This is a genomic window from Thermosporothrix sp. COM3 (genome assembly GCF_059696735.1).
This window is the reverse complement of sequence record NZ_AP019376.1, coordinates 6,071,643-6,084,864: the sequence shown is the minus strand read 5'-3', so window position 1 is coordinate 6,084,864 and position 13,222 is coordinate 6,071,643. Positions and strand designations below refer to the sequence as shown.

Here is a 13,222-nt window from a genome sequence, read left to right as displayed (position 1 = left end):
GGAATGATGCAGGAACAACAGCTTCAGCGTGCCCGAGAGGCACGTCTTGTCGTACAGATCACCGAGGAAGCCATCAGACAGGCCATTCGGCAGGCCCCCCAGAAGGCCGGCCAATCCGGGCACACACATGGATAAACCGTTACTCCTGTGCGAGCGCCATTCGGTTGAACAGGAACTGGCAAAGCACTGGTGGAGTCTGCCGCAGGGCACCCGACTGCTGTTGCAGGATGGAAGCATCTATCATCTCCACTTCGCGGGCTATATTGGCACATCAGCCGGCCCCGATGTACATGACATTGTACTGAAAGATGCCACAGGCTCACCGCTCTACGGCGATGCCGAGTTTCATCTTCGCGCCAGCGATTGGTACGCGCATCGGCATCAGGATGACATTCGCTATAACCGGGTGATCCTGCATATTGTGCAGGTCTGTGATCTGGCTGAGCCGGTGCAGCGGCAAGACGGGCAACATATCCCGACCTGTAGTTTGGCCGATATCCCACAGCAGCCGGGAACGCAGCACAGCCCACTCTGGCCCTGTCAGCAAACCATACCACAGCTTTCCCGGGAGGAACAGCATCGTTTATTCAGGACGGCAGGTCTGCTTCGCTTTGAGCAGCGAGTACAGCACTTTATCGAGCAGCTCCGCGAACAGGAAGATTATGACACCCTGCTGATTCCCGCCATTGCCGAAAGTCTGGGATATGGGCGGGATCGCCAGATGTTTCGTGCGCTCGGTCATGTACTTCTTCAGCAGCAGACGCGCATTCCACACCCGGCCTCTGAGCACCCCGCGCAGCTCGATCAACAGCGTTTACAGGGACTCCAACATCTGATAGTACAATGGCAGGAGTCGGGAGCCTGGGCGCAATTCGCGTCTGTGTTCGAGCAGCCATTCGCAAGGCTTCGATCCAGCCTGCGACAGATCTTCTGTCAGGAGGGAATCAGCCAGACCCGAGCCGATATCGTCATCTGTAATGTGATCCTGCCATTTGCCGGGGCGGTTGCCCTGCTGGAACAGCAAGAGCAGTTGAATAATCTGGATGATCTGCACAGTCTGTACAATCGGGTTGAAATGCTTTATAGTGAGTACCCCGGTCTGGTCTCAAACCATATCACCCGGCGGATGCGCCGCCAACTGCGGCTGAGTGCCGAACCGATAGGCGCCTGCCAGCAGCAAGGGCTACACTATATCTATCGTGAAACCTGTCAGCAGAAACGTTGTGAGGAGTGTATTGCAAGCAAATATCTATGAATAAGCCACAACCACAGGAGGGAGAACGCCTGGCCCGCTTTCTGGCCCGTGCGGGCGTGGCCTCTCGCCGCAAAGCAGAAGAACTGATCGCCGCGGGCCGAGTACGTGTCAATGAAACGGTCATCTCCACGCAAGGCGTCAAGATCGATCCCGAGCGCGATCGTATCTATGTCGATAATAAGGAGATACACGCCCGAACACAGCACCTCTATCTGCTCTTACATAAACCGATGGGCTATGTCAGCACGGTTTCTGATCCCGAAGGGCGCCCGACGGTGCTTGATCTACTTCCACCCGAACTGCGTACGCTACGCCTCTACCCGGTTGGGCGCCTGGACCGTGAAACCAGCGGCCTGCTCCTGCTGACCAATGATGGGGACTTCGCGCAACGTCTGACGCATCCCCGATACTCAAAAGAGAAGCATTATGAGGCATATGTCAAAGGGATACCAGACGCACAGACAATACAGCGGCTGGAACAAGGAGTTGCCTTCCTTGAGGATGATGGACGCATGTATACAAGCGCTCCCGCCCGGGTGCGTCTGCGCGAAACTCAGGGGCGGGTCAGCCGCCTTGCAATCACGCTCCGAGAGGGACGCAAACGCCAGATTCGCCGGATGCTCGATGCGGTAGGACACCCGGTGATTCGCCTCAAGCGAGTAGGGATCGGGAAGCTTACCCTTAAAGGGGTAAGCTCAGGCCACTGGCGCCATCTGACAGAAACGGAGATACGGGATCTTCTTCGGCAGCCTTGAACACCTTTGCGAGTATCTATCTTCTCTGTCTCGATATGATATAATCCTTCCCAGTATGTTTACGACAAGTGGAGGATACAAGCACGTGCCAGGACGCATAGCTATAGATGGGCCAGCAGGCGCAGGCAAAAGCACAGTAGGCGAGCATCTAGCCCGAAGGCTAGGCTATCTTTATTGCGATACAGGCGCAATGTATCGAGCAGTCGCCTGGCTGGCTTTACACAGGGGAATGGACCTCAACAATGGGGCAGCCCTGGGAGAACTGGCAGAGAAAGCAGATATCGTTATCAGCAAGCCCCAGATCGCTGATGGTCGCCAGTATACCGTGACCGTACACGGACGCGACATCACCTGGGATATTCGCACCAGCCAGGTAGGACGTGCTGTCTCTACTGTTGCGGGCCATCCAGAAGTGCGCCGTGTGCTGATCCAGCAACAACGCGCCATCGCAAGTAAGGGACAGATCGTCATGGTGGGGCGCGATATTGGCTCAATAGTCCTACCCGATGCAGAACTGAAACTTTATTTAACCGCCAGCCTGTACGAAAGAGCCCGTCGCCGCTATGCTGAAATGGTCGAGCGCATGGGAGAACATAATCCTGCACTCCCGAGCTTTGAAGAAGTGATGCAGGATGTCGAGAAGCGGGATCAAGACGATCAAGCAAATATGCGTCCCGCGCCGGATGCAATTATCGTCGATACCGATCATCTCAATATTGAACAGGTTCTTGACACCATCTGTCAGTACGTGGAGGAAAAAGTATGAGCGCGGATCGACAAGAGCAACAGCAAGATCCACAACCCACACAGAAGAAGCAAGAGAAAACAGAGAAACAGAAAAACTTGTACGAGCCCTACGTTACTCCACGTCCTCTGTATGAACTGCTCCGAGTCATTGCTATTGTGGTGCTACACCTGATCGCCCGTATACGCATCCGTGGACGGTACAACATCCCCAGAAAAGGACCCTATATCATCGTCTCAAACCACCTCTCCTGGACAGATGTTCCTCTGGTACCGCTGCACGTTCCCGGGCGCGTCGTCTATATGGCAAAAGAAGAACTTTTCTATAGCAAACTTGGTTGGCTGGTTCGATTTCTAGGCGCCTTCCCGGTCAAACGGAACTGGGCGGATCGCCAGGCCATTCGCGCCGCCGGTGAGCAGCTTCAGAAGGGCAAGGTCTTTGTTATTTTCCCGGAAGGGACACGCAGTAAATCCCGGGCACTGGGCAAGGCATTCAACGGGCTTGGCATGATCGCGCTTCGGGCAGGTGTTCCCGTCCTTCCTGTCGCCATATGGGGCAGTGAAAATGTGCTGAAGAAGTTCGGCGCAGAAGTGACTATTTCATATGGTGAGCCGCTGCATTTGAAGCCAAAGGGAGCGAAAATGACGCGTGAAGATATCGAGGAAGCAACCGAAACCGTCATGCGCAAAATCGCTGAAATGCTCCCCCCTCAGTATCGGGGCTACTATGGCGATCAGCCGCCCGTAGCAAAAGAGGCATAAAAGCATATAGAAAAAAATCCAGTCCACATTCAGGGGCTGGATCTTTTTTGCGCTTATTGTTTATAGTGTTCCACAATATTTCGATCTCGAACCTGCGCATCATCAGGATTCATACCGAAATCGCGGCGAGCCCGGCGCTGGCGCAAGAGGTCCCAGCACTGATCAAGCCGTACCTTCAGATCATCAACTCGCTGACGCTCATCTCCTTGAAGTTGGCCTTTCTCAGCTCGCTGTAACAGGGCATGCTCTTCATCGACCAGCTTACTGATTTGCTTCAAGATATCCTGATCATCCATCGTAATATCACCCTTCTTTCGTTTATTCAACCCGATATCTTCTACAACAGATACGATTGACTTTCTATTTCGTATTCACTCAGGACAGATAAAGAAGAAGGGGCAGCCCGGACAACGCCGTGCGTCAGGCCGAGGCGGATAGAGATCCTGTTCAAGCGCCTGAACGCTCTTCTCGGCCTCTTCCATCAGGGCCTTTTCTTTGCGTGCTGTCAGCCTGATAGGCTCCGTCTCACCGGTTGAGAGGTTTCGGCTCACAAGTTCAACAGGCTCATCAGGATATAATTGCCGCGAAGCCAGCGTATAAAGCAGTTCCCGGGTGTCCGGGGTTGGTTTGCTCTTTCGCTTGCCCATTCGCACTCGTTCAAATGCGACGCGCTTGGAGGGATCAGAAGATGTGGAGATTCGATCAACTGCCACGCGCACCGGTCGGCCCGCGATCTCGACATGAAAGCTTTCATGCACCTTCAAGGCATTCTGCTTTCTGGCAGCCAGGATACGCCGCTCTTTCTCGACCACCTCAAAGCCATGTTCCCGATAGTAGGCAGCGAAAGGCGCTTGCTCTCCTTCCTGTTCCTGCCAGTAGCGCAGATAGAGCTGACGCGCCGCTTCTTCATCAGGGAACCAGTCAGCCTCTTGCTCCATGCGCTGACGAAGCTCCTCTACAGCTTTTTGGGCAGCATGCCAGAAGCGTTGATAGGACGATGTCTCTTCCTCGAACCGATAGATGTGCTGATACAGATATTGACGTGGGCAGCGTTGATAAGCCTCTAACGCGGACGCGTATAACTCATGCGGCTTCATCCGTTGCAAAAAGTCCTGTCCCGGCGTTGGAGCATAGGCTTCGTCTGGAGCCCGTTCGTGATCCGCCTTGACGCTATCCCAGACTTTTTTTGTGATCCTGTCAGCGGGCAAACCAGCCTCCAACGCATCAAGAAACAGTGAACGTTTATAGGCACGTTTCCCATAGCGCTCACTATAGCTCAAAATAAGCTGGTCGCGGGCCCGCGTAACGCCAACATAGAACAGGCAGGACTCGCCACTCTCATGGGCTGCTCGGCCCTCACAATCGGGAGGCAACATACCAGCAGGCGCAGGCACTGCAACCGACGTATACATCAGGGGGAACCGATACTGCGCCAATCCTGGCATATAGACAACAGGGAATTCCAGCCCCTTACTCGCGTGCACTGTCATCACGCGAATAATATTGGCGTTCGCTTCCTCTCCGTCTGCCTGCTCGCGTTTCGCACCGTCCTGACGCAACAGGACCAGGAGCCGCAGATAGTCAAAAAAGGCTCGGATACGCTCTTCCAATGGTGGTAATTCGGCCTCTTTCTCCTCTTCGGCCAATAACCTGAGACGAGCCTGTTGTTGCAAATCAAAATGGCGTGCCATCTGCAACAACGACGCATAATCATACAAGAACGCTTTAGCCTGTTCATCATTGTGTATAAGCAGATCGCGCACTATTCCTGTTTCCAGCAACAAATACTGCGCAAGCAAGGTCCAGATATCGGGGGCATGCTGTAACGACTGAAGAATTTCGGACAGGCGCTGTAAAGAGAGCGCCCCAACCGGGCTCACCGTCGAAGGAATTTCCCCATTAAAGAGCATCTGCGAAAGCTTCTTCTTCTGTTCACGGGCGGCAAGGATCAGCGCCTCTTTATCTTTTGCGTCAAGAGGATGCGCCGGAAGCAGGGAAGCGCGAATAATACCCATACCGCTCTCATTCAGCAATAACAGAGGAACCGCCAGCACATTCTTACAATGCGGCTGCTCCAACACTCCATTCTGCTCGAACACAGGTAGACCTGCCGCCAGCAAAGCGCTCGTCACCTTCCGAGCCAATGCCCGAGTCCGACAGAGTACCATAATATCCTTATAGGTATAGCCCTGCTCAAGCTTGCGCTGAATGTCCTGCACAATTCCTGCAAGCTCGCTCGCCTCATTCGTCGCCTTTGCCAGCTCAACCGAGGTACCGGGATGTGTGAGACGGACTGGCTGATTCTTGCCGGGCTCTTGCCCCAGTTCAAGCTGTAAACAACGGAATGACTCAGCAATAGCTACCAGATCAGGGCGCGAACGATAATTGCGGCTTAACGGCAGAATGCTTGCTCCCGGAAAATCTGTCTCGAACTGGCTGATATTTGCCGGCGATGCCCCTCGAAACCCATAAATAGCCTGATTGGCATCACCTACCACCCAGACATTACGCGTCTCACCCGCCAGTACACGGAGCAGCACGCCACTTGCGCGGTTGATATCCTGAAACTCATCCACCAGAATATGCTGATATTTGTTCTGCTGTTCTCGTAACACAGCAGGATGCTCGCGTAACAGGCGCACTGTCAGCATAATCAGGCCGCCAAAATCGGTATCGCCTCGACGAGCCAGCGCCGCCTCATAGAGCTCATAGAGCCGAGCCACTTCCAGCGCTCTTTCAGCCTGTTCCTTTGCCTCTTCATCCTGAGCCTGTACCAGCATGCGCTGCGCCAGTTGTTGATACTCGGCGGGTGAAACAAGCTCATCTTTTGCCCGCGATATTGCCTGAAGCATATCGGGGAACGAGTGGGCCGGATTCTGCGGACTCATATAGTGGCGCAAATGCAACTGACCGGCCTGCTGACGCAAAAGGAAATAGCCCTCAGCCTCATCAATCAGCATAAAATCGGAGCGCAGACCGACGAGGGTTCCATATTCACGTAAAAGCTCCGCACAAAACGCGTGAAAGGTACTCATTTTCGGGATCTGTGCCGATGGGCCAAGCAACAACCGAACGCGCTCTTCCATCTCCTGCGCCGCCTTGCGCGAGAAGGTCAGCGCCAGAATAGCCTGAGGTGGCACCCGCAGCGTCTGCACAAGATAGTCAACGCGTCCGATCAATGTACTTGTCTTTCCGCTCCCAGGACCGGCCACAACCAGGGCAGGGGTCGCGGCCTGAATGGCGGCCTGCTGAAACTCATCATAGCGCTTCTTTGCAACTGTAGAAGCTGCGGTTTCTCCCGGTGAAGCAGGCTCAATGATAGGCTCTTGCATCAGCTCCGCCAACCGATTCAAGAGCGCTCCGGTTGAGACTCCAAATCGAGCCGCCAACGTCTGAGGGGCTACCTGCTCCTGAATATAGAGCGTGCGCACACGCTCAAGCGGCATCAGCAGTTCAGCCGCAAAAAGGTTCGCGGCCAGCTCACGCTGACTGCGTGGGTCATATTCCATGCCGACGGTATCATGTAGCAGATCCTGCCCGGCCAGTGCATCAGTGACATCCTGCTCCTGACAGGGATCATTACGAGAAAGTGCGGGGAGATGAAAGTGAGCAATTTGTTCCCTGAGCGGGGCCATGAGCTCTTGAATCCGTCCCTCATGGCGACAATGCAGTACGACATGGCCAAGCTCATGGGCAAGCGTAAAGCGACGCAGAGTTTCCGGCATATCGCGGCACAGCCAGATCAGTTGCTCGTCCTCATCGGCATCCACATAGCCATATGTCCCTTCTGGTTCGTCGCCAGGATAGAAGGTCGCGACAGAGAGGTCGAGCCACTCAACAAGGTCATCCAGAGGCGTGCAATCATCGGTCCAGTGCGTGTTTTCTTGACGGAATTGCTGAAGAAGAAGACGGGCCGCCGCTTCAGCGAGCGCATGTAATTGATTATCCATAGCAATAAAGCAACTTCTGCTACACGAACAGTGTTACGGGGACACTCCATACATATTATTCCAGAGCACGCTTTATTATAGCGTATTCTGGTACCTCTTTCTATAGGGAAAAGAGGGGGCCAGAGCGCCAATTGACTTCATTTCTTCGCTACCGGGTAAAAACAGGGTGAATATTTACCAGTCATGAACGTAATTCAAGGTAGATTATCGTGTATACCTTTCAGCTATCCTGTCTGGTATAATAGGGCGAATAACAGAGAAATGGCACCAAGCAAGTGACAAAGGAGAGTATACATGCAAGCAGAGGAGATCCTGAGACTCGCCAAAACAGAAGAGGTGCCAGAAGACTGGCATGTCTACCCGCTTCAGAAAAATAAGGTCATTATTGGCCTGATCGGTTGGGCATTTGGCACCATTATCGGTTTTGGCCTTTTTGCACTGGTTTATCAGCTCGTCGTTCCCTCTAATTTTCAACGTGGTATTATCCTGATACTATTTACCCTTTTACTTTTCGCCATTTTTCTGTTTATCGGCCTGGGAAGCCTCTGGACCTTCATTACAGATGCGATTCGCCTGAAAGAACATGACAAGCATCTCATTGTGATCACGCCCGAAAGCTTCGTCCAGCAGAAAGGCAGCAAGATTATCCATGTCCCGACACAGCATATCCGCTATGTGACAGTACGTGGCCTACGCAAGCCGCCTCGCAAGGTCACCGAAGACGATATCACCAGCGTGCGTCAGATGCCAAATATGGGAGACACCATCGTGACCCTGATCTTCGGGCGAGCCTGGACAAAGGAAGGGCGCAAATGGCGCCGGAAACGCATGCGTACTCCACTCACACTGGCATTCCTTGATGACCGCACCAACAAGACCCATGTGGTCCTGCAAGATGAGACATACGGCGATCCCGCAGAAATCGGCGAAGCGCTGAACAAATACGCGCCAAAGGAAGATGAAGAGGAAAAGCGGGAAGAGGCAGAGGAAGTCAAAGCAGAAAAATAGACCAGAGAAGAAAAATACCCGATATGCTTCTTGCTATCGACGTCAGCAATACCAACATCAAACTTGGAATATACCTCGGTGATGTCATGAAACAGCACTGGGTGATTTCCACGGTGCAACAGCGCACCACAGATGAGTATGCGATGTTGTTTAACAATCTCCTCCGGCATGTCGGGTATTCTTTTACCGATATCAATGCGATCGTGCTTGCCAGCGTTGTTCCTCCCCTTACGCCGGTTTTTCAGGAGCTAGCTCAACGTTATTGCCAGCAAGAAGCCTGCATCATCACCCCTGACCTTGATCTTGGTATCACGCTGCGTATTGATAACCCACAGGAACTGGGTGCGGATCGCATCGTCACAGCGCTGGCAGTTCACCATCTGTATCAAGGACCCGCAATTGTGATCGCGTTCAGCACTGCCACCACCTTCGATGTTGTGGGAGGTGATGGCAGCTTTTTAGGCGGTGCGATTGCGCCGGGTCTGATGATCTCAGCAGAAGCGCTGAGCAGCGCAGCGGCCAAACTCTTTCGGATAGAGCTTCGCCCGCCCAGACATGCCATCGGCAAAAACACTATTGAAAACATGCAGTCCGGGATTATCTATGGTCATGCAGGGCTGGTACAGGGACTGATCAAGCGGCTTCGAGCTGAGATTCCAGATGTTACCGACGAAAGTCAGGTTAACATCATAGGGCATGGCGGGCTCGTACACAGTATTGCCCCCTTCATCCCGGAAATTCAGCATATCAATCAATTTCTGCCCCTGGAAGGTCTGCGAATTGCCTACACACTGCTTAACCGCCCCTGAGAGTGCGTCGCCTGCGACTCAGCAAAAAGCCCAGGATCACAATGCCGATAAGCCAGACCGGAATAGTCACGATATCCAGAATGTTGGGATCCGCAATCGGACGCAAACGCATCCACTCCAGAAAGAGGATAAACTGTACAAAATTATACATGGTATGCAGTGCACAGATTCCCCATAAACTCCCCTCATAAAGCACGTAGAGGCCAGCAAAAACACCAAAAACCAGGGTAAATAGCAGGTAGAGCGGGGAGAGTGCTTCATTGAGGCTATGAATAAACAAAAAGACCAGCGCCTGAAGCAGTAGACCTGTCAGCACCCCGAAATGGCGACCGAGCAACGGAAAGAGCCAGCCTCGAATCTCAATCTCTTCCGCTGAGGACTGTATCACATAGGAAAGCAACTGAACGAGAAAGGCAAGCAGCAACGCCGCCGAGAACGGCTGACTGAGCCCTCCAAGCACGCGAACCAGGCCCAGTGCATAGGCGGCATAGCCGCTTATCAACGCGGCCACCAGGCCAATCAGCAGACCAAAAAGGAGCTTGCGCCATACTCCTCTGCGCCACTCAAAGCCAAGCGCCCAGAACGGTCTTTTCTCGTACCAGCGAACCCAGATCCACAGCAGAAAAAGGGGTAAGCCGAAAGTGAAGAGGGATGCAATGAGGCTGAAGAGTGAGCCAGGAACAGTAAGCCGTTGTATCCCACCGATCGAGCGCACGCCGAGCCCATAGAGCACAAAACCCGCCAGAAGCGCCCCCAGAATTTGCACCAGAGGAATCGCCAGAATAATCAGGATCAGGGCCAGCCACCAGGGAGTGGGACGCCGCGCCAGATGAAGCAAACGGAAAAGGCGATTTTCAGTAACCCGGGGCATGTCTATTCTCCCTATCTACAAGTAGCACATCTTTTATAGATAGGATACAGAGGTGAGGGAAATGAGTAGAGAGAGGAAAAGCCAAAAATGAAAAATGGGCCTTCCTGGACTCGAACCAGGGACCTCAGTCTTATCAGGACTGCGCTCTAACCACCTGAGCTAAAAGCCCGCTTATAGCGATAAAATCCGCCTGTATAGGCGGGCGGAGCGGCAATGTCCTATTTTCCCAGGCGGCTGCCCGCCAAGTATCGTCGGAGCTGAAAGGCTTAACTACCGTGTTCGGGATGGGAACGGGTGGAACCCTTTCGCGATAATCACCGCTCCACCCGCATATACAAACGGGTGGAGAATTTATCTCCTGGTGGAGATGAGGGGATTCGAACCCCTGACCTCCGCCGTGCAAAGGCGGCGCTCTTCCAGCTAAGCTACATCCCCGGGCAATGGGCCTTCCTGGACTCGAACCAGGGACCTCAGTCTTATCAGGACTGCGCTCTAACCACCTGAGCTAAAAGCCCGTGAACGAAAGCATCAAGATTGTTAACAACTCAAGAGTGGTAAGGCCAAGCCGCCAAGTATTCCACCTGGATAAGCTTTGCAGGTTTCACTTACCTGAAGGTAAGTATCGACCTGGGATCGGATGAGTCTTGTGTGATGCCGTCTCTTGCATCTCTCATCCTGTACTCCCTAGAAAGGAGGTGATCCAGCCGCACCTTCCGGTACGGCTACCTTGTTACGACTTCACCCCAATCACCGACCCCACCCTCGACGCCTGCCCCCTCAATGAGGTTAGCCCAGCGGCTTCAGGTGTTGCCGACTTTCGTGGTGTGACGGGCGGTGTGTACAAGACCCGGGAACGTATTCACCGTAGTGTGCTGACCTACGGTTACTAGCAACTCCGACTTCATGCAGGCGGGTTGCAGCCTGCAATCTGAACTGAGACCGGGTTTGATGGGATTGGCTCCCCCTCGCGGGTTGGCTGCCCTTTGTCCCGGCCATTGTAGCGTGTGTGTCGCCCAGGTCGTAAGGGCCGTGCTGACTTGACGTCATCCCCACCTTCCTCCGCTTTGTAACGGCGGTCTCGCTAGAACATTCAACTAGCGACGAGGGTTGCGCTCGTTGCGGGACTTAACCCAACATCTCACGACACGAGCTGACGACAGCCATGCAGCACCTGTCACACTGTCCCGAAGGAAGACCCTATCTCTAGGGCTGTCAGTGTGATGTCAAGACCTGGTAAGGTTCTTCGCGTTGCATCGAATTAAACCACACGCTCCGCTGCTTGTGCGGGTCCCCGTCAATTCCTTTGAGTTTTAATCTTGCGACCGTACTCCCCAGGCGGACCACTTAACGCGTTAGCTCCGATACCCGAAGGGTCGATACTCCGGACATCTAGTGGTCATCGTTTACGGCTAGGACTACCGGGGTATCTAATCCCGTTCGCTCCCCTAGCTTTCGCATCTGAGCGTCAGGTACTCTCCAGGGCGCTGCCTTCGCCTTTGGTGTTCCTCCGAATCTCTACGCATTTCACCGCTCCACTCGGAATTCCGCACCCCTCTAGAGCCCTCAAGTCGGACAGTTTTCGCACGCCTTCATCAGTTAAGCCGATGACTGTCAGTGCAAACTTACCCGACCGCCTGCATGCGCTTTACGCCCAGTAACTCCGGACAACGCTCGCCCCCTACGTATTACCGCGGCTGCTGGCACGTAGTTAGCCGGGGCTTCTTCCTGTGGTACCGTCCTTGCTCGTCCCACAGAAAAGCAGTTTACAACCCGAAGGCCGTCTTCCTGCACGCGGCGTTGCTCGGTCAGGGTTGCCCCCATTGCCGAAAATTCCTCACTGCTGCCCCCCGTAGGAGTCTGGGCCGTTCTCAATCCCAGTGTGGCTGATCGTCCTCTCAGACCAGCTACCGATCGTCGCCCTGGTAAGCTCTTACCTCACCAGCTAGCTAATCGGCCGCAGGCCCATCCTAAAGCGCCCTTGCGAGCTTTGCTCCCGAAGGAGCGTATGCGGTATTGTCGGCGATTTCTCGCCGGTATTCCTCACTTCAGGGTAGGTACCCACGTGTTACTCACCCGTCCGCCACTCCCTTCCACGAGGGAAGGGCGTTCGACTTGCATGTGTTAGGCACGCCGCCAGCGTTCGTCCTGAGCCAGGATCAAACTCGCCATTCAAAGCTTTATTATGAAAATCTCACTCAGAGATTTTACAGTCAAGTTCTGTTGGCAAGCTTATCCTTGCAAGACGGAAACTTGTTGTGCAATTGGTTCCTTACCACTCTTCAGTTGTTAATGATCGCTTGATGCTTTCGCATCCCCGCGCCTTTCGGCTTTCCCGTCCGGCGCAAGTGGAATAATATCACTACTCCATAGTCTTGTCAATACTTTTTTGGCCCTGTTTACAAAATTGGGAAATTTTCCCTTCAGCCGGGTGAAGAAGGGCCGCAGAACGCGCATCTCCTCTTTCAATACGTCTCATGCATGGTGCTCAAAGGGATTCTTTGCGTGTTCCATCGCGGTGATCAAACGGTACCACGTTTCCTTCACCGTTTCGGTTTGACGCAGAAACATCTTTCGATGCTTTCTGTTCATCATCAAACGCATGACTATGTTCTAAATAGTAACTGCCAATCAGAGCCAATCCCACAGCAAAGGGGATCAAACCGGGTAGCAGCCAGGGCCCCAGATGGAGGGGAGCCTGAGGGAAGGTATCTGGTAAAAAGAAGCCAATCGGATACAGACCTGCCATCAAGGCTATTCCCACCATGCAGGTAATCAAACCGGCTCGCAAAATTCCCCGGCTCCTGCGCAGGCGCCGCATAATATCCGGGCTGAAACCATGCCGAATCAGTTCCATTCGTTCCCGGTGATGCAGATAGCGCAGGAGAATAATAAATCCCAGGAAGATCGCCAGCGCGAATAACCACCCCAATAAAACAACAAGTACATTCAGCGACATCAGGCACTCCTCTTTGTTGCAAAGCCTTGACGTATGGTAAGATAGCTTATAGAAGAAAGAAGTTTCGCGAATTTGGTGAAACTTTTTTCTCGTTACTGGCCTCTAATTACAG

General features: G+C 53.5%; 11 protein-coding genes, 3 tRNA genes and 2 rRNA genes. 7 read left to right on the top strand and 9 right to left on the bottom strand.

Features of this window, described 5'->3' with window-relative positions; all coding sequences use genetic code 11:
- Window positions 1-3 precede the first annotated feature (3 nt).
- The 5 genes from KTH_RS26150 to KTH_RS26130 all read left to right on the top strand — a co-directional run bounded on the left by KTH_RS26150 (window position 4) and on the right by KTH_RS26130 (window position 3,516).
- Complete coding sequence (locus tag KTH_RS26150) at window positions 4-135, top strand: hypothetical protein (protein ID WP_281278955.1); 132 nt, start codon at window positions 4-6, stop codon at window positions 133-135.
- Complete coding sequence (locus KTH_RS26145; RefSeq protein WP_497621820.1) at window positions 128-1,255, top strand: DUF2851 family protein; 1,128 nt, start codon at window positions 128-130, stop codon at window positions 1,253-1,255. The genes KTH_RS26150 and KTH_RS26145 overlap by 8 nt, the downstream gene beginning before the upstream one ends.
- Entirely contained in the window at window positions 1,252-2,010 is a 759-nt protein-coding gene (locus KTH_RS26140) for a pseudouridine synthase (protein WP_497621818.1), read from the top strand. The genes KTH_RS26145 and KTH_RS26140 overlap by 4 nt, the downstream gene beginning before the upstream one ends.
- Before the next feature lie 85 nt (window positions 2,011-2,095).
- A complete protein-coding gene (gene cmk, locus KTH_RS26135) occupies window positions 2,096-2,776 on the top strand; it encodes a (d)CMP kinase (protein ID WP_497621816.1) in 681 nt (226 codons plus the stop codon).
- Entirely contained in the window at window positions 2,773-3,516 is a 744-nt protein-coding gene (locus KTH_RS26130) for a lysophospholipid acyltransferase family protein (RefSeq protein WP_497621814.1), read from the top strand. The genes cmk and KTH_RS26130 overlap by 4 nt, the downstream gene beginning before the upstream one ends.
- 53 nt (window positions 3,517-3,569) lie before the next feature.
- Here KTH_RS26130 and KTH_RS26125 read toward each other — a convergent pair whose 3' ends face one another.
- Window positions 3,570-3,812 carry a DUF2630 family protein gene (locus KTH_RS26125; protein WP_111325597.1) on the bottom strand — a complete coding sequence of 81 codons (243 nt, stop codon included), beginning with the start codon at window positions 3,810-3,812 and terminating at the stop codon, window positions 3,570-3,572.
- Window positions 3,813-3,887: 75 nt separating this feature from the next.
- Entirely contained in the window at window positions 3,888-7,466 is a 3,579-nt protein-coding gene (locus KTH_RS26120) for a UvrD-helicase domain-containing protein (protein ID WP_497621813.1), read from the bottom strand.
- 294 nt (window positions 7,467-7,760) lie between these two features.
- Here KTH_RS26120 and KTH_RS26115 point away from each other — a divergent pair, with 294 nt between their 5' ends.
- Window positions 7,761-8,474 carry a hypothetical protein gene (locus KTH_RS26115; RefSeq protein ID WP_497621811.1) on the top strand — a complete coding sequence of 238 codons (714 nt, stop codon included), beginning with the start codon at window positions 7,761-7,763 and terminating at the stop codon, window positions 8,472-8,474.
- 23 nt (window positions 8,475-8,497) lie between these two features.
- Window positions 8,498-9,283 (top strand): type III pantothenate kinase, encoded by a 786-nt coding sequence (locus KTH_RS26110; RefSeq protein ID WP_497621809.1) that lies wholly within the window; start codon window positions 8,498-8,500, stop codon window positions 9,281-9,283.
- Here KTH_RS26110 and KTH_RS26105 read toward each other — a convergent pair.
- The 7 genes from KTH_RS26105 to KTH_RS26075 all read right to left on the bottom strand — a co-directional run bounded on the left by KTH_RS26105 (window position 9,270) and on the right by KTH_RS26075 (window position 13,110).
- Window positions 9,270-10,154, bottom strand: a complete 885-nt coding sequence (locus KTH_RS26105) for a CPBP family intramembrane glutamic endopeptidase (protein WP_497621807.1) — start codon at window positions 10,152-10,154, stop codon at window positions 9,270-9,272. The two genes, KTH_RS26110 and KTH_RS26105, sit on opposite strands and share 14 nt — an antisense overlap.
- A 95-nt stretch (window positions 10,155-10,249) precedes the next feature.
- Window positions 10,250-10,323 (bottom strand) — tRNA-Ile (locus KTH_RS26100).
- 36 nt (window positions 10,324-10,359) lie between these two features.
- A 5S ribosomal RNA gene (rrf, locus tag KTH_RS26095) occupies window positions 10,360-10,476 on the bottom strand.
- Window positions 10,477-10,513: 37 nt separating this feature from the next.
- Window positions 10,514-10,589 (bottom strand) — tRNA-Ala (locus KTH_RS26090).
- 6 nt (window positions 10,590-10,595) lie between these two features.
- Window positions 10,596-10,669, bottom strand: a tRNA-Ile gene (locus KTH_RS26085).
- Window positions 10,670-10,842: 173 nt separating this feature from the next.
- Window positions 10,843-12,326: ribosomal RNA gene (locus KTH_RS26080) — 16S ribosomal RNA — on the bottom strand.
- Window positions 12,327-12,639: 313 nt separating this feature from the next.
- Entirely contained in the window at window positions 12,640-13,110 is a 471-nt protein-coding gene (locus KTH_RS26075; RefSeq protein ID WP_111325109.1) for a DUF6249 domain-containing protein, read from the bottom strand.
- Window positions 13,111-13,222: the final 112 nt, after the last annotated feature.

Coding starts and splice junctions, on each gene's coding strand:
- KTH_RS26140 (WP_497621818.1), top strand. CDS start 1,252: ATGAATAAGCCACAACCACAGGAGGGAGAACGCCTGGCCCGCTTTCTG.
- KTH_RS26145 (WP_497621820.1), top strand. CDS start 128: ATGGATAAACCGTTACTCCTGTGCGAGCGCCATTCGGTTGAACAGGAA.
- KTH_RS26075 (WP_111325109.1), bottom strand. CDS start 13,110: ATGTCGCTGAATGTACTTGTTGTTTTATTGGGGTGGTTATTCGCGCTG.
- KTH_RS26105 (WP_497621807.1), bottom strand. CDS start 10,154: ATGCCCCGGGTTACTGAAAATCGCCTTTTCCGTTTGCTTCATCTGGCG.
- KTH_RS26110 (WP_497621809.1), top strand. CDS start 8,498: ATGCTTCTTGCTATCGACGTCAGCAATACCAACATCAAACTTGGAATA.
- KTH_RS26130 (WP_497621814.1), top strand. CDS start 2,773: ATGAGCGCGGATCGACAAGAGCAACAGCAAGATCCACAACCCACACAG.
- KTH_RS26115 (WP_497621811.1), top strand. CDS start 7,761: ATGCAAGCAGAGGAGATCCTGAGACTCGCCAAAACAGAAGAGGTGCCA.
- KTH_RS26125 (WP_111325597.1), bottom strand. CDS start 3,812: ATGGATGATCAGGATATCTTGAAGCAAATCAGTAAGCTGGTCGATGAA.
- KTH_RS26120 (WP_497621813.1), bottom strand. CDS start 7,466: ATGGATAATCAATTACATGCGCTCGCTGAAGCGGCGGCCCGTCTTCTT.
- KTH_RS26150 (WP_281278955.1), top strand. CDS start 4: ATGATGCAGGAACAACAGCTTCAGCGTGCCCGAGAGGCACGTCTTGTC.